15 protein-coding genes are annotated in these 18,413 nt (G+C 45.8%); 10 read left to right on the forward strand and 5 right to left on the reverse strand.

The window, feature by feature from the left end; translation table 11 throughout:
• Positions 1-29: 29 nt before the first annotated feature.
• Positions 30-1,001 (forward strand): TAXI family TRAP transporter solute-binding subunit, encoded by a 972-nt coding sequence (locus R7P67_RS13910; protein WP_017821698.1) that lies wholly within the window; start codon positions 30-32, stop codon positions 999-1,001.
• 293 nt (positions 1,002-1,294) lie between these two features.
• Here R7P67_RS13910 and R7P67_RS13915 read toward each other — a convergent pair whose 3' ends face one another.
• The 5 genes from R7P67_RS13915 to R7P67_RS13935 all read right to left on the reverse strand — a co-directional run bounded on the left by R7P67_RS13915 (position 1,295) and on the right by R7P67_RS13935 (position 6,191).
• Positions 1,295-2,065 (reverse strand): sulfite exporter TauE/SafE family protein, encoded by a 771-nt coding sequence (locus tag R7P67_RS13915; RefSeq protein WP_318086005.1) that lies wholly within the window; start codon positions 2,063-2,065, stop codon positions 1,295-1,297.
• 81 nt (positions 2,066-2,146) lie between these two features.
• On the reverse strand, positions 2,147-2,662 hold the full coding sequence (locus tag R7P67_RS13920; RefSeq protein ID WP_054728525.1) for an adenylate kinase: 516 nt from the start codon (positions 2,660-2,662) through the stop codon (positions 2,147-2,149).
• 279 nt (positions 2,663-2,941) lie between these two features.
• On the reverse strand, positions 2,942-4,468 hold the full coding sequence (locus tag R7P67_RS13925) for a tripartite tricarboxylate transporter permease (RefSeq protein WP_005388177.1): 1,527 nt from the start codon (positions 4,466-4,468) through the stop codon (positions 2,942-2,944).
• Positions 4,469-4,487: 19 nt separating this feature from the next.
• Positions 4,488-4,982 carry a tripartite tricarboxylate transporter TctB family protein gene (locus R7P67_RS13930; RefSeq protein ID WP_005388179.1) on the reverse strand — a complete coding sequence of 165 codons (495 nt, stop codon included), beginning with the start codon at positions 4,980-4,982 and terminating at the stop codon, positions 4,488-4,490.
• A gap of 237 nt (positions 4,983-5,219) precedes the next feature.
• Positions 5,220-6,191, reverse strand: coding sequence for a tripartite tricarboxylate transporter substrate binding protein (locus R7P67_RS13935; protein WP_005388181.1), 972 nt, complete (start codon positions 6,189-6,191; stop codon positions 5,220-5,222).
• Between the two features lie 265 nt (positions 6,192-6,456).
• Between R7P67_RS13935 and R7P67_RS13940 the strand changes: the two genes are divergently transcribed.
• The 9 genes from R7P67_RS13940 to R7P67_RS13980 all read left to right on the forward strand — a co-directional run bounded on the left by R7P67_RS13940 (position 6,457) and on the right by R7P67_RS13980 (position 18,118).
• The gene (locus R7P67_RS13940) at positions 6,457-6,855 is read left to right on the forward strand and encodes a GFA family protein (RefSeq protein ID WP_017633774.1); all 399 of its coding nucleotides are present in this window, start codon (positions 6,457-6,459) and stop codon (positions 6,853-6,855) included.
• 264 nt (positions 6,856-7,119) lie between these two features.
• The gene (locus tag R7P67_RS13945; RefSeq protein ID WP_005377279.1) at positions 7,120-7,833 is read left to right on the forward strand and encodes a GntR family transcriptional regulator; all 714 of its coding nucleotides are present in this window, start codon (positions 7,120-7,122) and stop codon (positions 7,831-7,833) included.
• A 12-nt stretch (positions 7,834-7,845) separates the two neighbouring features.
• Positions 7,846-8,742: a methylisocitrate lyase gene (gene prpB, locus R7P67_RS13950; RefSeq protein WP_005388185.1), complete on the forward strand. Its 897-nt coding sequence runs from the start codon at positions 7,846-7,848 to the stop codon at positions 8,740-8,742.
• 132 nt (positions 8,743-8,874) lie between these two features.
• Positions 8,875-10,017 carry a 2-methylcitrate synthase gene (gene prpC / locus R7P67_RS13955; protein WP_005377283.1) on the forward strand — a complete coding sequence of 381 codons (1,143 nt, stop codon included), beginning with the start codon at positions 8,875-8,877 and terminating at the stop codon, positions 10,015-10,017.
• 156 nt (positions 10,018-10,173) lie between these two features.
• On the forward strand, positions 10,174-12,765 hold the full coding sequence (gene acnD, locus R7P67_RS13960; RefSeq protein WP_318086006.1) for a Fe/S-dependent 2-methylisocitrate dehydratase AcnD: 2,592 nt from the start codon (positions 10,174-10,176) through the stop codon (positions 12,763-12,765).
• Between the two features lie 9 nt (positions 12,766-12,774).
• Positions 12,775-13,971, forward strand: a complete 1,197-nt coding sequence (gene prpF / locus R7P67_RS13965; protein WP_318086008.1) for a 2-methylaconitate cis-trans isomerase PrpF — start codon at positions 12,775-12,777, stop codon at positions 13,969-13,971.
• 77 nt (positions 13,972-14,048) lie between these two features.
• A complete protein-coding gene (locus R7P67_RS13970; RefSeq protein ID WP_165935383.1) occupies positions 14,049-15,926 on the forward strand; it encodes a propionyl-CoA synthetase in 1,878 nt (625 codons plus the stop codon).
• A gap of 189 nt (positions 15,927-16,115) precedes the next feature.
• Complete coding sequence (locus R7P67_RS13975; protein WP_005377290.1) at positions 16,116-16,595, forward strand: GNAT family N-acetyltransferase; 480 nt, start codon at positions 16,116-16,118, stop codon at positions 16,593-16,595.
• 191 nt (positions 16,596-16,786) lie between these two features.
• Entirely contained in the window at positions 16,787-18,118 is a 1,332-nt protein-coding gene (locus R7P67_RS13980) for a trypsin-like serine protease (protein ID WP_132937114.1), read from the forward strand.
• The last annotated feature ends 295 nt before the right edge of the window (positions 18,119-18,413 follow it).

Consider the following 18,413-nt stretch of genomic DNA (forward strand, 5'->3'; position numbering starts at 1 on the left):
GTCATCAACACAAGTAAAAGGGATGTTCAATGTTTAAGTTTAAGCAAATCGCACTTGCGGCTTCTTTGGCGGCACTCACAACAGGCTTTTCTGCGTCTGCGGAGGAAACGTTTGTCACGATTGGTACCGGTGGCGTAACAGGGGTTTATTATCCGACTGGTGGCGCTATTTGTCGCTTGGTTAACAAATCGCGAGAAGATCACGGTATCCGTTGTTCGGTAGAAAGTACTGGGGGATCGATTTATAACATCAACACTATTCGTGCTGGTGAATTGGACCTCGGTATCGCGCAATCAGACTGGCAGTATCATGCTTACAAAGGAACCAGTAAGTTTGAAGAAAGCGGGCCTTTTAAAGAGCTACGCGCCGTATTCTCCGTTCATCCAGAACCGTTTACTGTCGTTGCACGTAAAGACGCGAACATCAAAACTTTTGATGATTTGAAAGGTAAGCGCGTTAACATTGGTAATCCTGGTTCTGGTCAGCGAGGTACTATGGAAGTGCTAATGAACCAGTATGGTTGGAGTAACGACGACTTTAAGCTTGTCTCTGAGTTAAAAGCAGCAGAGCAATCAAAAGCACTTTGTGATAACAAAATTGATGCGATGATTTATACCGTTGGTCACCCAAGTGGAGCGATTAAAGAAGCCACTACGTCGTGTGATAGTAATATCGTAACGGTAGCTGGACCTAATGTAGAAAAACTGGTTGCAAACAACAGCTTCTATCGTGTCGCAAATGTCCCAGGTGGTATGTATCGTGGCACAGATAGTGATGTTCAAACCTTTGGTGTGGGCGCGACGTTTGTTTCTTCTACTGCGGTACCAGAAGATGTGGTTTATAACGTGGTTAAAGCGGTATTTGAAAACTTCGATGATTTCCGCCGTCTCCACCCAGCGTTTGCAAACTTGAAGAAAGAGGAAATGGTAAAAGACGGTTTATCTGCGCCTCTTCACCCAGGTGCGCTCAAATACTACAAAGAAGTAGGGCTGATTAAGTAAGCGTTACTTTCTCTTATTATTGATGTAAAACGCCATCTTTCTCGATCAATGCCACTCGTTTAACCGCGAGTGGCATATTTCTATTTCTCGTCATCCTGTACAGCGACGAAGGAGCGTGATACAGGATCTTCTATCCGAGCACTTTGTGATCAAAATGGTTTCATTAGCCGCTCAGTGTAGTGCTATTAGATTCCTAACCTCGCTGGAGTGACACAAAAAATCGTTAAGCTATCTGCATTAATCTTTCGCGCTGGTGTTTTTGTAGGAGTGTTATCCACTTGTACAAGTTTTGCTTAAACATAAACATCAATGAAAAAGTAGATAGTGATGAGAATAGAAGAAAGAGCAACAAACCCTTTAACATGATTGGGATTCAGTTGACGAGATACACGAGCTGCAAGATACCCACCTACCAACGTACCGACCAAAACAACACTACCTGTGTGCCAATCAATGGAGCCATTGGCAACAAAAATCACGATAGCAATGAGTGAAACACACGTAGATACGAGCAATTTCAAACCGTTCATTAAATTAATGTCTTGGTGACCAGCTACTACCAGATAACTCAGAACAATAACCCCTAAACCTGCGTTGAAAAAACCACCGTAAGCAGAGACACCAACAAGTAGTAAACCCAACGAGATTGCTCCGAGTATGCCAGCATGTTTGTGCTCTTTCGCGACAGTTTTGATTAGCATTGTTAAACGAGAACCGGTGAGAAAAAGCACGGTGGCAAATAAGAGTAACCAAGGGATGGCTTCCATAAATAGCGATTCTGGCGTGTTGAGCAACAGATATGCTCCGACAGCGCCGCCGACTAAACTGAATGAGACTGTGAACAGCAGTTCATGCTTGTTCTTCATGATCTCTTCTCTGAACCCGACGGCTCCACTAATGTAACCCGCACATGAAGCATATGTGTTTGTTGCGTTAGCCATAATAGGAGGAACACCAACTGCCAATAGAGCCGGAAAAGTAATAAAGCTTCCGCCTCCCGCTATGGAGTTAATGATCCCACCAATTACGCCAGCAATGAATAAAAGTGAGAGTTCTAAAAGCATAAACAATCCTTGTTATGTTCTTTTTCATTGTTAGAGCTTCAGATGATCTAACCTACATGCTCTAATGTTCTGATATGAGGTTTACTTTACCCGCTCTAAAACAAAATTGTTCAGTTCTGTAACGTTTTTGATGACATGAACGGCTTTACTTTGAGAGTACCCTTCGAGGCGATACATAAAGTCATCATTCCAGAATGCGGGGCATTGCTGAAGAACTTTGTAGCTTTGTAACGTTCCTTTCAGTACCGAACTACCATCAGGCCAACCTTCAGGTTTTATGAATAGTCCTTTAAGGAGACGTTTCGTCACAAACCAATAGCTTACGGAGTATGGTAGATCAATATAAATGAGAGTATCGGCTGCATCTAAACGAGCGTTGAAAGAGCTGATCGGTCCAAGGCCATCTATAATCCAACGATCTGAGCTTAGTATATTGCTATGGGCTTCATCAAAAACGTTACGCTCGACGGGATCACCGTTTGGTTTATAGACTATTGAATCTAATTGATGAAGAGGAAGACCGGTAGCAGACGCGATTGCTTTACTTACCGTCGATTTTCCACTGCCGGGTTTACCAAAAACTGCTATTTTTTGCATTGTGACCGCCTCCAAGAGAGCTTTTCCCATACGGTAGAGACAGAAAACCCACCGCTATGGGTGGGTTCGATAAATACTGAGCGCATCAAAAAATCCCACCATTCCTATGGAATGATGATAATTCGTTGGTTAAGTTGCGCTAAGTGTGTGTTCATACAATCACCTTCATATAACGACAGTGATTTGTCAATACCATCTGCACAATAAGCGAACGATTTGGAGGGCGGAAGATAAAGCCATCACGATGGATGGCTTTATCTAGGTTGAAAGAGAAAGCGATTACTGCTCAACGCTGACTGGCTGTGCTTTAAACTTTTGAATCAGCTTTACGATTAGTGGACTTGCCAATACCAATACAGCTAAAACAGTAAAGGTAAGGGTAATAGGACGCTCCCATAGGAAACTCAGTTCTCCATCTGAAATCATTAATGCGCGGCGTAAGTTCTCTTCCATTAATCCTCCAAGGATGAAGCCCAGCAATAAAGGTGCGAGCGGGAAGTTAGCGAGCCGAAGTGCAATGGCAGCCATAGCCACAATCAGCATCACGAACACATCCATAGTGTTAAAAGAGACCAAATAAACCCCGGTGATTGAGAAGAATAAAATCATCGGTAGAAGCACCGTTCTTGGAACCGCCAAAAGCTTTGAAATGTACGGAATCAATGGTAAGTTCAGGATCACAAGTACGATGTTGCCAAAGTACATGGAAATGATCACTGACCAGAACACATCTGGGTGTTCAACAAATAGGCGAGGGCCAGGTTGAATACCATAAGCGATCAGCGCACCGAGCATTATTGCTGTTGTACCAGAGCCCGGAATACCAAGCGTTAATAGCGGTACAAATGAACCACTAGATGCTGCATTGTTCGCAGACTCTGGCGCAACCAAACCACGGATACTGCCTTTACCGAACTCATCCTTTTTCTCTTTAGGTGCGAGGTTGCGCTCCATACCATAGCTTAAAAAAGCAGCAATGGTTGCCCCTGCGCCAGGAAGAACGCCAGTGAAGAAACCTAATATTGAAGAGCGAATTGAAACAGGCGCAACATCTTTGATTTCTTCCTTGGTCACTTTCATTGAGCCAATGTTGCTCAGCTTTTCTTGTTCTTCATCGCTGGTGTCTTTTGATGGTTTAAGGATGCCCATCAGTGTCTCACCCAGTGCGAATGTCGCCATTGCAAGCAACAAGAAGCTAAAGCCATCCATTAAATCCGTTAAACCGAAGGTAAAGCGTTCAACGCCTACGCCTTTATCGATTCCAACTGTAGATAGCATCAAACCAAGAATGGTCATCATCCACGCTTTGATTACCTGACCTTTCCCCGCAAAAGCCGCGACTGCTGATAACCCAAGTAGCATCAACGCAAAATAGTCCGACGATTGGAAGCTAAGGGAGACGCTAGCCAATGCTGGTGCGGCAACAAGCAACATAATGGCAGATAGCGTACCGCCAGTGAAAGACGAATAAGCTGCCAAAGCTAATGCTTTACCTGCCTGGCCTTTTTGAGCCATTGGGTAGCCGTCGAATGCTGTGACCACGGTTGAAGAACAACCCGGCGCGTTAATTAAAATCGACGATGTAGAACCACCAAATACCGCACCGTAATAAACACCCGCCATCAAAATAAGGCCCGAGGAGGGCTCTAGGCCATAAGTAATTGGGATCATCAAAGCAATGGCTGAGATCGGCCCAAGTCCAGGTAACATGCCGATAAATGTACCGACGAAGCAACCCACGATCACCATCATAATGTTCATTGGCATTACTGCGGTGGATAAACCTTGTAGAATTCCATCTAACATAATTCAGTCCTTTCTTTGACTACCAGATGGTGAAAATCAAACCCGGTTCGAGATAGATGTCCAAACCTTGAGTGAGTAATAAGTAGAACGCGATCACGAATGGAAACGACGCGCCAAACAGAACGGGTTTACGTCTTTCCCCGAGCAGATAAAAGCCAGCCAATAAAAAGAAGCCAGTAGCTATCACAAAACCTAGATAAGTCAGGCCCACGCCGTAGAGCGCCATTAAAATTAAAAAGGCAATCAGTAACTTCCAATTGAAGGTCAGCACTGCGCCACTTTGTTTATCTGGTTGTCCTGTCACCAGCAATAGCAAAGAAAGGCCGACACCAACGTAAGTCAGGATGGTTGGCAGAGTACGTGCGGTGAATGGTTCATACTCATCACCTGGAAACAATGGAATCTGCGAGGTTTGATAACCGTAGCAAAGACAGAAGAGTAGAAAGATCATTGCGCCGACGCGGTCACGACAGAGCAAGTACTCTTTGGTGAAAAAGTTGGTTGAACGAGGCATATTCAACTCCTAACAAAAGTAAAAAAGACCGCATATGGACGTCAATGAATAAACTAAACCATTAACAATTAAGCATTTCGCTGCTAGTCGAGCCGCTTTGGGTATATAAACAAAGGAGTGTGCATGCCGATTGTCGACAATGTCCATATGCGGTGAAACTTAGAGTGCAAATACATGGGGAAATACCAACCTATGTTATTCATTGAGGTTGGTATCTGAGGGACCCCAATTCGACTGTTACTTCAGGAAGCCTAACTCGCGCATTAAGTCACCCATCTGTTGCTCTTGATCTTCAAGAAACGCGAAGAATGCTTTATCCGCTTTATAGTTGTCGATCCAACCATTGCGGTCTCGAACGACTTGCCATTCGTCGGTGTTATACATTTTAGTAAATGCGGCATTCCATTCATCTAGCTTTTCTTGGCTTGTGCCTGGTGCTGCAAAGAATCCACGCCAGTTAGCAAAGACAGTTTCATTACCATATTCGGTGAGAGTTGGAATGTTAGGCGCAGCTTCTAAACGTTTTGGTGCTGTAATCGCTAACACTTTCACTTGCCCAGACTTAGACATTTCGAGTACTTCACCTAGCCCTGTAGAGAGCAGTTGTGTTTCGCCTGAAAGTAGGGCTGCCATGGCTTTTCCACCTGCATCATAGGCAATGTAACGAACTTTACGCGCATCAAAACCTTCACCTTTGAAAGCTGCTGCTATAACCAAATGATCCATAGAACCACGAGCAGAGCCACCAGCAACCTTCACCTTACGTGGGTTTTCTTTAAAAGCTTTAACGACATCTTCCCAAGAGCTGTAAGGAGAATCGGCTGATGTAACAATGGCGCCATAATCGGCAACCGTTGCGGCAACAGGAGTCAAGTCGCGGAAAGATTGTGGGAAGATCCCACTGAGCGAGCGAACGACGATCGGTGTTGAGTTCACCATGAGTGTATCTTCTTGACGATCAGCCGTTTCAATCAAATGTGCGATTGCTTTGCCACCGCCACCACCAGATAGGTTTTGAAATGATACGGTTTCGACGATGTCCGACTTTATTAATACATCACCAGTACCTCGGGCGGTCATGTCCCAACCGCCACCGGCACCTCCAGGGATAAGAAAGTGCATTTTTTCAATATCTGCAGCAAGAGCGTTGAATGAAAATGAAGCTGCGATGATTGAAGCGGCGAGCGTTGGTTTGAGTACCTTTAACATGTTCACGTTCCTTATGTTAGCGACTCTATTTAGTTGAGCCTTATTGTTTTTGCTCAGTTGTCATGCCTTGTAAGCGTTAAAGCTGAACTTGGTGTAAAGGTTAATTAAGTGTTAAATATCTGTCTGTAAAAGAGATATAAAGAGAATATTGAGCATTTCGGTTATTTTGTTCATAAAGTGCACGGCGAGAAGTTGGTGTTAGGTCACGCGGCTTTACGCTTTGGTAGGCCATAATAAAATGACGGAAATGAACGAGGAAAAGAGAATGAAAGGGACGTGTTTGTGCGGGGCAATTGAAGTCATCGCTGAGGTTAAAAATGAGGTTAGCCTGTGCCATTGCTCGATGTGTCGAAAATGGTCGAGTGGCGCACTTCATGCGGTGCATTGTGGGCCTAACGTGACGTTTAAAGGTGGCGAACCTAAACGTTATCAGTCGTCAGACTGGGGAGTGAGGGGGTTTTGCGGTGAGTGTGGCACAAACCTTTTCTACCATTTGTTGCCGACAGGTGAGTACATTCTTTCCGCTGGTTTGTTCGATAACCCAGATTTCAAACTCACTTTAGAGATTTTTACCGATGAAAAGCCAGCTTATTATGACCTCAATTCCGCTTCACAAAAGATGACTTCGCAACAAGTCTTTGATCAATTTGTACCTAAAGAATAGTTTTTTATCCGATTATTGTTCGACAGCTGAGCTTTTAGTTTTTAGATCATAAGCTTAAAGGTTTATAAGTTGTCGACAATATGAGTTCCCCATTCTTTATTCCTGCTAAAAACGGCACTTAATAGGCATTTTAGGCCCATTTAAATTACGACCTTAGTCTAAATTGTCGACAATTTACTTGATTGTCGACACTTTGATCGACTACTTTATATTCAGGTTAAGAAATTGTAGACATTTCGATGTCGGTAACAAGAGTATCTGAATATGAACTCTGAGTTGAAAGCTCGTTATAAAGTGCTGGGTTCTGAGAAAGAACACACCAAATCCGAAACGCTGACCGAAACACTGATTGAAGTCATTGTTAATGGCGATGTGAAGCCTGGCCATAAGATATCAGAGCCTGAGCTAGCAAAGAAATATCAAGTCAGTCGTGGGCCTTTGCGTGAAGCATTGATGCGCTTAGAGGGGCTAGGGCTCATCGAGCGAATTCCTCATGTTGGGGCTAGAGTGACCACTTTTTCTCCGGAAAAGCTGATAGAACTTTATGCCGTTCGAGAAGCATTGGAAGGCATGGCGGCAAGGTTAGCTGCGCGACACATTACGCAAGAAGAGCTCTTAAGCTTGGAAATGCTATTGTCGACACATTCCAAGCATATAGACCAAATGGAAGGCGCGTCTTACTTCCATCAACATGGTGACTTTGATTTTCACTATCGCATCATCCAAGCGAGCAGAAACAGTAAGTTAATATCTCTGCTGTGTGATGAACTCTATCACTTATTACGGATGTATCGTTACCAGTCGCCACGTGCGCAATCTCGCCCGAATGAGGCGCTCACCGAACACAAATTCATTTTGGAAGCCATTCGCAATCGCGATGAAGAGCTTGCAGAAATGTTGATGAGAAGACACATATCAGGAAGTCGAAAGCTCATCCAATCTCAAATTATACATACAGAAAGTTTAGACAAAGACTAGAAGGAATTCGTCATGAGCTTAACACCGGGAGCGAAATTCAGACTCGCCATTGAACAAAATAATCCACTACAAATTGTCGGCACTATAAACCCGTATTGCGCCATGATGGCAAAAAACTTGGGTCACCAAGCGATCTACTTGTCTGGTGGTGGTATCGCAAATGCGTCATACGGATTGCCGGATCTCGGTATCACAACATTAAACGACGTTTTGGTTGATGTTGACCGTATTACTAACGCATGTGATTTGCCTCTTTTGGTTGATATCGACACGGGCTTTGGCGGTGCATTTAACATTGCTCGCACGATCAAAGCGATGGAAAAAGCGGGCGCGGCAGCGGTGCACATGGAAGACCAAGTCGCACAGAAACGTTGTGGTCATCGTCCGAACAAAGCAATAGTCAGCCAGCAAGAGATGGTTGATCGTGTAAAAGCCGCGGTTGATGCACGCAATGATGAAAGTTTCGTGATTATGGCTCGTACTGACGCGTTAGCTGTTGAAGGCATGGACAGCGCAATCGAGCGCGCGATTGCGTGTGTGGAAGCTGGCGCAGACATGATCTTCCCAGAAGCGATGAACAAGCTGGACCAGTACCTTCAGTTTTCAAATGCGCTTGAGCAAGCGACCGGAAAGCACGTTCCTATTCTGGCGAATATTACAGAATTTGGCGCGACACCGCTGTATGGCTGCGATGAGCTAGCGAAAGCAAAAGTGGACATGGTGCTTTATCCATTAAGTGCGTTCCGTGCCATGAACAAAGCTGCTGAAACGGTCTACAAACATTTGCTAGAAGTGGGTAATCAGGAAGCACTGGTTGATTCGATGCAAACACGTAAAGAGTTGTATCAGCACCTGAATTACCACGACTACGAAGACAAACTTGACCAGTTATTCTCTGAAGGGAAATAGCGGGGGAAAAGCAAAAATAAACGGAAGCCCAAGAAAAAGATAATCGGAATTTATCTCATCTAATAACGTGAAATTCGTTTGGCTAAAAACACCCCAGAGAGGGAAAAGTCAGACAGAAAAGGAGTTCAAACAATGTCTCAAACTGCAGAAAAGAAAGCAGAATTAGGTGGCGCAGGCCTTCGTGGTCAAAGCGCAGGAAGCACAGCTTTATGTACTGTCGGAAAAACGGGAACTGGTTTAACTTATCGTGGATACGATATTACTGATCTTGCGAACAACGCACAGTTTGAAGAAGTGGCTCACCTTCTGTTACGCGGTCACTTGCCGAATCAACAAGAACTCGATGCATACAAGACACACCTACTCAGCCTTAGAGGTTTGCCAGCCGAGCTAAAACAAGCTTTAGAGTTAATTCCTGCAAGCGCACACCCAATGGACGTAATGCGCACGGGTTGTTCTGTATTGGGTAACCTAGAGCAAGAAATGAGCTTCGAGGAGCAACTGAAAGCAACCGAACGTATGCTAGCCTTGTTCCCTGCCATCATCTGTTACTGGTACCGCTTTAGTCATGATGGCGTGCGTATCAACACCGAGGATCAGACTGAAGATTGCATCGGTGGTTACTTCTTACGATTACTTACAGACAAAGCGCCATCTGCGCTGCACAAACAAGTGATGCATTGCTCGCTCATTCTTTATGCTGAACATGAGTTTAATGCTTCTACATTCGCAGCACGCGTTTGTGCATCAACGTTGTCAGACATCCATTCTTGTATCACGGCAGCAATCGGTACGCTTCGTGGGCCACTTCACGGTGGTGCGAACGAAGCGGCGATGGAAATGATTGAAGATTGGCAAACGCCCGACGAGGCGGAAGCGAACATCATGAAAATGCTAGCCAATAAAGACAAGATCATGGGATTTGGTCATGCGATTTATCGTGAAAGTGACCCTCGCAACGCCTTAATAAAACGCTGGTCCAAAGAGCTATCGAAACAAGTTGGTGATACACATCTATATGCGGTTTCTGAGCGTGTTGAATCAGTGATGAAACGAGAGAAAGGTCTGTTCTGTAATGCGGACTTCTTCCATGCATCGGCTTACCACTTCATGGACATTCCAACCAAACTATTTACCCCAATCTTTGTGATGAGTCGTTTAACGGGCTGGGCTGCACACGTTTATGAACAGCGTGCCAATAACCGTATTATTCGCCCAAGTGCCGATTATACGGGCCCAGATCATCAAGAATGGGTGCCTATCGAGAATCGCTAGCGCGAAGTTCAACGAGGGCATTATATGCTTTGGTTGACCACCTCCTTCCTTTGTCATTCTCTCTAACAGAGGAAGGAGATCCTCTCATCACTGTGTTTCTGGAGCAATGGAAAACCTTGATGAAGGCAAGATGTAAAGACTGAATGGAAGCAAACCATGGACACAAATATTAATACTCAATATCGTAAGCCGCTTCCGGGAACTCAACTGGATTATTTTGATGCACGCGAAGCCGTCAATGCCATTTCTCCTGGAGCCTATGAAACACTCCCTTATACCTCTCGCGTGCTAGCTGAGCAACTGGTCCGCCGCTGTGACCCGAACACATTGACAGATAGCCTGAAACAGTTAATTGAACGCAAACGCGATCTTGATTTTCCTTGGTATCCAGCACGCGTTGTTTGTCATGACATTCTTGGTCAGACCGCTCTAGTCGATTTAGCGGGTCTGCGCGATGCCATTTCAGATCAGGGCGGTGATCCTGCAAAAGTGAACCCAGTGGTTGAGACACAATTGATCGTTGACCACTCTTTAGCGGTTGAACATGCGGGCTTTGACCCTGATGCCTTCGACAAAAACCGCGCGATTGAAGAGCGCCGTAATGAAGACCGATTCCACTTTATTGAGTGGTGTAAAACAGCGTTTGAAAACGTCAGCGTGATTCCAGCTGGGAATGGCATCATGCACCAAATCAACTTGGAAAAAATGTCTCCTGTGGTACAAGCAAAGCAGGGCATTGCCTACCCTGACACCTGTGTGGGTACGGACAGTCACACGCCTCACGTAGACGCTCTTGGTGTTATTGCGATAGGTGTCGGTGGTCTGGAAGCAGAAACCGTCATGCTTGGCCGACCATCAATGATGCGTCTACCAGATATTGTCGGTGTCAAACTGACGGGTAAACGTCAACCGGGCATTACCGCAACGGATATTGTCCTCGCGATTACTGAGTTTCTTCGTAATGAGCGTGTGGTATCTTCATATCTTGAATTCTTTGGAGAAGGCGCACGTGATCTAACGATCGGAGACCGCGCAACGATTTCAAACATGACACCAGAATACGGCGCAACAGCTGGCATGTTTTATATTGATGAGCAGACCATCAATTACTTGAAACTAACTGGTCGAGATGAAGAACAAGTTGCTTTAGTAGAAAATTACGCAAAACAAACCGGTCTTTGGGCAGACGATCTTGATAGCGCAGTTTACGAGCGCGTACTTGAGTTCGATTTATCATCAGTTAGCCGTAACTTGGCTGGTCCGTCAAACCCTCATCGTCGTTTACCAACTTCTGAGTTGGCACAGCGCGGCATTTCTGGAGCGTGGGAAGAGAAAGAAGGCGAGTTGCCAGATGGTGCAGTGATCATCGCTGCTATTACCTCATGTACGAATACCAGTAACCCAAGAAACGTGGTTGCTGCTGGCCTTGTGGCGAAGAAAGCCAACGAACTTGGTCTTGTACGTAAACCGTGGGTGAAATCGTCTTTTGCTCCGGGTTCTAAAGTTGCACGCTTGTATCTGGAAGAAGCGGGCTTATTACCAGAGCTAGAGAAGCTTGGCTTTGGCATTGTTGGTTACGCATGTACAACTTGTAACGGTATGAGTGGTGCGCTGGATCCAAAAATCCAACAAGAGATCATCGACCGTGATTTATATGCGACAGCGGTGCTTTCTGGTAACCGTAACTTTGATGGTCGAATCCATCCGTACGCCAAACAAGCTTTCTTGGCTTCACCACCATTGGTTGTCGCTTATGCGCTGGCCGGTACCATTCGTTTTGATATCGAGCGCGATGCGCTTGGCACGGACCAAAACGGCAAACCAATTTACTTAAATGATTTGTGGCCAAGCGATGAAGAGATCGATGCAGTTGTCGGTACTCATGTTAAACCTGAGCAGTTTAAGCAAGTTTACATTCAGATGTTTAAGCTGAATGATCAAGAGCAAAATCCCAACCCGCTGTACGACTGGCGTCCGATGAGTACCTATATCCGCCGACCACCCTACTGGGAAGGTGCGCTAGCGGGAGAAAGAACATTGTCTGGTATGCGTCCATTGGCGATTCTGGGCGACAACATCACCACTGATCACTTATCACCATCCAACGCGATTCTCGCAAGCAGCGCAGCAGGTGAATACTTAGCGAAAATGGGTGTGCCAGAAGAGGATTTCAACTCTTACGCGACTCACCGTGGTGACCACTTAACGGCGCAACGCGCGACCTTCGCTAACCCAAAGTTGTTCAATGAAATGGTGAAGGAAAACGGCGAAGTCGTGCAGGGATCTCTGGCGCGTGTAGAGCCAGATGGGCAGATGGTTCGTATGTGGGAAGCGATTGAAACCTACATGAATCGTAAACAACCATTGATCGTGGTGGCTGGCGCGGATTACGGTCAGGGGTCATCCCGTGACTGGGCAGCAAAAGGCGTTCGACTGGCAGGCGTAGAAGCCATTGTTGCTGAAGGCTTTGAGCGTATTCACCGTACTAACTTGGTTGGCATGGGCGTACTACCACTGCAATTTAAGCCAGGCGTTAACCGCAATACGCTAGAGCTGGATGGTACGGAACTTTACGACGTGGTTGGAGAAATCAAGCCGGGCGCTGATTTAGCGCTGGTTATCACACGCAGCAACGGCGATAAAGTCGATGTTCCGGTTACTTGTCGCTTAGATACCGCTGACGAAGTTCACGTGTACAACGCAGGCGGTGTTCTGCAGCGTTTCGCGCAAGATTTCTTGGCACAATAAGGAGTGCGTATGTCAAATAATACTCCGAATCAAACAAGCCAAATAAAAGTGCCCGCGACGTACATGCGTGGCGGCACGAGTAAAGGTGTCTTTTTCAACCTAGAGGATTTGCCTCAAGAAGCGCAAGTGGCTGGAGCCGCACGTGACAAACTGTTGTTACGTGTTATTGGCAGCCCTGATCCGTACGCGAAGCAAATTGATGGTATGGGGGGCGCGACGTCAAGCACCAGTAAAACAGTGATTGTTTCGCGCAGCAGCAGAGCCGATCACGATGTTGACTACTTATTTGGCCAAGTGTCGATCGACAAACCATTCGTCGATTGGAGCGGTAACTGCGGCAACTTGTCTGCCGCTGTCGGTCCTTTCGCCATTCATGCTGGTCTGATCCCACAAGACCGCATTCCAGAAAATGGAATTGTGACGGTGCGTGTTTGGCAGGTGAACATCAGCAAAACCATCTTGATTCACGTGCCAATCGTCAATGGTTTCGTCCAAGAAACCGGAGAGTTTGAACTCGATGGTGTCACGTTTCCAGCGGCAGAGATTCAAGTGGATTTTGTTGATCCTTCCGATGGCGAAGGAAGTATGTTCCCAACGGGCAACTTAGTTGATGATTTGGTGGTGCCGGATGTGGGTACGTTCAACGCGACCTTTATTAACGCGGGCATACCAACCATTTTTATTGATGCTGAATCGATAGGATATCAGGGCACCGAGCTGCAAGACGATGTCAACAACGATGACACAGCATTAGCGATGTTCGAATCCATCCGCGCATATGGCGCGTTAAAAATGGGCCTGATTTCTGATTTAGAAGAAGCTCAAACACGCCAACATACGCCGAAAATAGCGTTTGTTTCTAAACCGAAAAGTTACCTGTCTTCAAGTGGTAAAGCCGTTAATGAGTCGGATATTGATGTGCTCGTTCGCGCGCTGTCGATGGGCAAGCTACATCATGCAATGATGGGAACAGCAGCCGTTGCTATCGCTTCTGCTGCGTGTGTGCCCGGAACGTTAGTGAATTTAGCCGCTGGTGGCGGTGAAAAAGAGTCCGTGACTTTTGGTCACCCGTCAGGAACGTTAAAAGTTGGGGCACAAACGAAGCAAACTGAGCAGGGCTGGGTGGTGCAAAAAGCCATTATGAGCCGAAGTGCGAGAATACTGATGGAGGGATTTGTGCGTGTACCCTTCTATGTCTTCGATTAAAAGAGACGATCTTTGGATTAAAAGAGCGATCTTTGAGTAGAACGAGAGCAATGTCAGGACATACTGGAGGAAGCAATATGTCTTCATACGAAAAAGAATACTTATGGGCGAAGAATGAACCGGAGAGTTTTTGGCGCGCTCAAGCGGAGAATATCGATTGGTTCGAATCTCCTAAAACTATCTTGAAATCTGATGAAAACGGCATAGAACGTTGGTTTCCAGATGGTGTAATGAATACGTGCTGGTTAGCATTAGATTACCATTGCGAGCAAGGACGCGGTGATAATACTGCACTCATTTATGACTCGCCAGTGACAGGTCGTAAAGCCACGTACACCTATAGCGATCTACGTGACCAAGTAGCAAAAATTGCTGGCATGCTGTCTGCTCAAGGTGTTGAAAAAGGCAACCGAGTCGTTATTTATATGCCGATGATCCCAGAAGCCGCAATGGCGATGCTTGCCTGCGCGCGTTTGGGGGCGATTCATTCCGTAGTATTCGGTGGTTTTGCACCTAATGAGCTTGCTGTACGAATTGAAGATGCAGAGCCGAAAGTGATCATGACGGCGTCGTGCGGGATTGAGATCAACAAAGTCATTCCATACAAACCAATGGTAGACAAAGCCATTATGGACAGCCGTTGGAAGCCTGAGAAAGTGTTTGTTTTCCAACGTCCAGAGTGCGACGCTGAGCTAAACCAAGATAGAGACTTAGATTGGCAGCGAGAGTACAACCAAGCGCTGCCACATGGTTGTGTTCCGGTGTTAGCAACCGAGCCGCTCTACATACTTTATACATCGGGTACGACAGGTAAGCCGAAAGGCGTTGTGCGTGATAACGGTGGTCATGCTGTCGCGATGAAGTACTCCATGAGCGCAATCTATAACATTCCTCAAGATGGCGTCTTTTGGGCGGCATCTGATGTGGGCTGGGTAGTAGGGCACTCTTACATTGTTTACGCTCCACTGATTCACGGTTGCACTACTATCCTATTCGAAGGCAAGCCTGTTCGAACACCGGATCCTGGCGCATTTTGGCGAGTGTGTGATGAATATAAAGTAGATGCGTTGTTCTCTGCACCAACGGCGTTTCGTGCGATTAAGAAAGAGGACCCGGAAGGCGAGCACTTAAAACAGTACGACTTGTCGAATCTGAAAACCATCTTTATGGCGGGAGAACGCCTTGACCCTCCGACACTGGAGTGGGTTCAGAGCAAAGCGGACAAGCCCGTTATTGACCACTGGTGGCAAACCGAGACGGGCTGGGCCATCGCCGGCAACCCGACAGGTGTCGAAATGATGCCAGTTAAAGCTGGTTCTTCGACGAAGCCCATTCCGGGTTATCAGGTCGAGATTCTGAATGAACTTGGAGAGGCTGTCGGGCCTAACCAACAAGGCTTTGTCGCATTAAAACGTCCGCTACCACCAAGTTGTCTGCCAACGGTTTGGCGTAATCATGACCGTTTTGAAACTGGTTATCTTAGCCAATTCCCAGGCTACTACGTGTCAGGTGATGGTGGCTATCTGGATGAAGACGGTTACCTGTTTATTATGGGACGTATTGATGACGTGATTAATGTCGCGGGACACCGATTGTCGACAGGTGAAATGGAAGAAATAGTAGGAGGCCACCCAGCGATTGCAGAATGTGCGGTGGTTGGTATCCACGATGATCTAAAAGGTCAGCTTCCACTTGGTTTTGTGGTACTGAAAGACGGCGTCAAAGTAGATGAGCTAGACCTTGAAGGTGAGCTTGTTGGCAAAGTGCGTAGTGAGATAGGTGCAGTTGCTTGCTTCAAGCATGCGTTGGTTGTAGACCGTTTACCGAAAACACGTTCAGGTAAAATTTTGCGTCGAACTATACGTCAAATAGCTGATGGTGAAAAATACACCGTTCCGTCAACGATTGATGACCCAAGTAGCTTGAACGAAATTGAGCGAGTGCTACGACGCTGATAAAAACTCAATTCTAACTAACCCCTGATCCTCGAACTCTGTAGGTTGGTTCTGCCTCTGTACGTTTATTAAGTACAGGGGCCTTTTTGTTGTTCAAACAGTACAAACGTATCGTGAAAGCATTTGTGACTTGCCAATACGACGTTTTCCTCACAAACTACAGCCATTCCATTTTTAGTGACCCTTTGTATGACCACGTTTGCGATTAAACCTGCGTGTTTTAGCGACCTAGAGTTGCTCAACGATCTTATGTTCGAGCTTCATGATGAGCATCATCTTCAATCTCCTGAGCTTTTCAAAACGGCAGAGGAGATAGAACAAGAAAAAAGCATTGCTCGATATATTGACGACCCTGAGTGCCTTGTTTACGTAGCAAAACAAGGAGATGAAATTATTGGCTTTATCTCTGGTCACTTCTGTGAACTTATTTCTACCGTCAGCCAGCCAGTTATGATGGGAAGTGTGGATGAGCTCTATGTGCTGCCTGAATATCGAAAACAAGGTACGGCGCAGGCATTGATTAATAAAATTGAGTCAACGTTCTCTGATTACGGTGCAAAACAGATGTTTGTTGAAGTATGGCATTTTAACCAGGGCGCAATATCTTTGTATGAAAAACAAGGATTTGCACATCATATCCACTATTTAAGAAAACCGCTGAACGAATAATCGTATTTAACTTTAATATTGTGATTTAGGTTCTATCGAATTGAAATCATTCAGTTCGTCAATAGACTTTTCTCTATAAGTTGCTCGCAATGTTAACAAATTGATATGCACCCACATTGGTATCGGCGTTTTTGTCTGCTTGTTTATTAGTAGCACGAGGATCGTGCTTACAAAAACAAGAGGACAATATTTTGAAACTAACAAAATCGTTACTTGCTTTAGCCGTTTTGCCAATGTTCGCAAGTGCTGATGATTTGTCACAGACGCAAAATCATACTATCCAACCCCAGATCGTAGGCGGAGTAACTGCCGACCCACGTGACTGGAAATTCTACACCCAAATTGTTAGTCGTTATGGTAACCGATCATATTGTGGGGCCAGTTATATCGGGAATGGTTACGTCCTGACTGCTGCGCATTGTGTTGAGGGTGATTCTCCGAATCAGATAGCGGTTAAAATCGGTGGCGTTGTTTATAACGGTAGTGACGGTGTTCGTGCAAACGTCAGTGAGATCCATATGCACCCGGCATATCGCCGCGCGACGCTTTCTCATGACCTCGCGGTATTGAAGCTCGACTCTGTGCCTCAAGGTGTTTCTTCAGTTGAGATTGCGAATGGCAGTCTAACGCAATACGCGAGCATCGGAGATTGGCTTAGTGTTGCTGGCTTAGGGCGAACTTCTGAAGGAGGAAGCTCTCCGTCTCGATTGCAAGAGGTTGACGTCCCACTTGTGTCGGATATGACTTGCCGTCAAGCCGGTGGCAACTACACAACGGTTGGAGAAGTGTCATTCTGTGCGGGTATTCCTCAAGGTGGGATAGATTCTTGTCAGGGAGATAGTGGTGGTCCAATCGTCATTAATCGCAGTGGTGTAATTACTCAACTTGGTGTGGTCAGTTGGGGAATAGGTTGTGCTCGTCCTGGTATGTATGGGGTTTATAGCGATATCGCTGCTATGCGCAATTTTGTCGATGGTGTTATCGGAACAGCAACACCACCAAAAGAGAATGTTTCTGTTGGATACACCACCGAACAGACACTGGCATCATTTAATGTTGGGGAGTTACAGCAACATAGCTTTGTTATCCAGAATTCAGGGAACACCACGTTCACTGTGGAAAATGTTCGCGCGTTTGCTTCGGGTGTTACTGATGCAGCTGTTATTGCCAATGATCAGTGCTCTCAGGCGACGTTAGCAATGAATGCAAGTTGTCGTGTTGATGTTGAATTTGGTGCTACTCAGAGCGGAGAAGCAAGAGTGGCTTTGAACTTCAACGTTGATAAGACCAGCACACAATACCAAGCGTTAGTATCCGCTCAAGCGAAAACGGTGACAACGCCTCCCACAGATAGCTGTACAACTGTATGGCAAGCCAGCTTAGTGTATCTCAAAGGAGATACGGTTACTTGGAATGGTAAAGTTTGGCAAGCGCAGTGGTGGACTCAAGGTGATAATCCAGCAGACTCAGGGCCTTGGGGTGTTTGGCAAAAAGTAGGCGATGCGAATTGCAAGTCTAACTAACGATCGGGCCAGTGAATTTGATTCGTTGACCATGAGATAAGATTCATTCTTGGTTTCAACGATCAGTACATAGTTATTATAACTGGGGTTTATTGTTTGCGAATAATAAGCCCTTTTTTATTGTGTCAACTATGAGAACCCACAAAATGTGTATGACTTTGTCCTGACGTTATCTTTATATAACTGGCAGAATTGCGATCAACATTTTATGTTTTGTCTGATCTTTGTCAGGTTTGCATTAAATTATTCTCCAGTGAGCGTTGAGATCGGGTTTTACGCGATCAACTCAGTTTGG

The sequence above is a fragment of the Vibrio sp. Vb0937 genome (assembly GCF_033338855.1).

Excerpts from the sequence above, each read along its gene's own strand:
- R7P67_RS13940 (WP_017633774.1), top strand. The coding sequence starts at position 6,457 with ATGAAAGGGACGTGTTTGTGCGGGGCAATTGAAGTCATCGCTGAGGTT.
- R7P67_RS13910 (WP_017821698.1), top strand. The coding sequence starts at position 30 with ATGTTTAAGTTTAAGCAAATCGCACTTGCGGCTTCTTTGGCGGCACTC.
- R7P67_RS13935 (WP_005388181.1), bottom strand. The coding sequence starts at position 6,191 with ATGTTAAAGGTACTCAAACCAACGCTCGCCGCTTCAATCATCGCAGCT.
- R7P67_RS13925 (WP_005388177.1), bottom strand. The coding sequence starts at position 4,468 with ATGTTAGATGGAATTCTACAAGGTTTATCCACCGCAGTAATGCCAATG.
- R7P67_RS13945 (WP_005377279.1), top strand. The coding sequence starts at position 7,120 with ATGAACTCTGAGTTGAAAGCTCGTTATAAAGTGCTGGGTTCTGAGAAA.
- prpF (WP_318086008.1), top strand. The coding sequence starts at position 12,775 with ATGTCAAATAATACTCCGAATCAAACAAGCCAAATAAAAGTGCCCGCG.
- R7P67_RS13970 (WP_165935383.1), top strand. The coding sequence starts at position 14,049 with ATGTCTTCATACGAAAAAGAATACTTATGGGCGAAGAATGAACCGGAG.
- acnD (WP_318086006.1), top strand. The coding sequence starts at position 10,174 with ATGGACACAAATATTAATACTCAATATCGTAAGCCGCTTCCGGGAACT.
- prpB (WP_005388185.1), top strand. The coding sequence starts at position 7,846 with ATGAGCTTAACACCGGGAGCGAAATTCAGACTCGCCATTGAACAAAAT.
- R7P67_RS13975 (WP_005377290.1), top strand. The coding sequence starts at position 16,116 with ATGACCACGTTTGCGATTAAACCTGCGTGTTTTAGCGACCTAGAGTTG.
- prpC (WP_005377283.1), top strand. The coding sequence starts at position 8,875 with ATGTCTCAAACTGCAGAAAAGAAAGCAGAATTAGGTGGCGCAGGCCTT.
- R7P67_RS13915 (WP_318086005.1), bottom strand. The coding sequence starts at position 2,065 with ATGCTTTTAGAACTCTCACTTTTATTCATTGCTGGCGTAATTGGTGGG.
- R7P67_RS13920 (WP_054728525.1), bottom strand. The coding sequence starts at position 2,662 with ATGCAAAAAATAGCAGTTTTTGGTAAACCCGGCAGTGGAAAATCGACG.
- R7P67_RS13930 (WP_005388179.1), bottom strand. The coding sequence starts at position 4,982 with ATGCCTCGTTCAACCAACTTTTTCACCAAAGAGTACTTGCTCTGTCGT.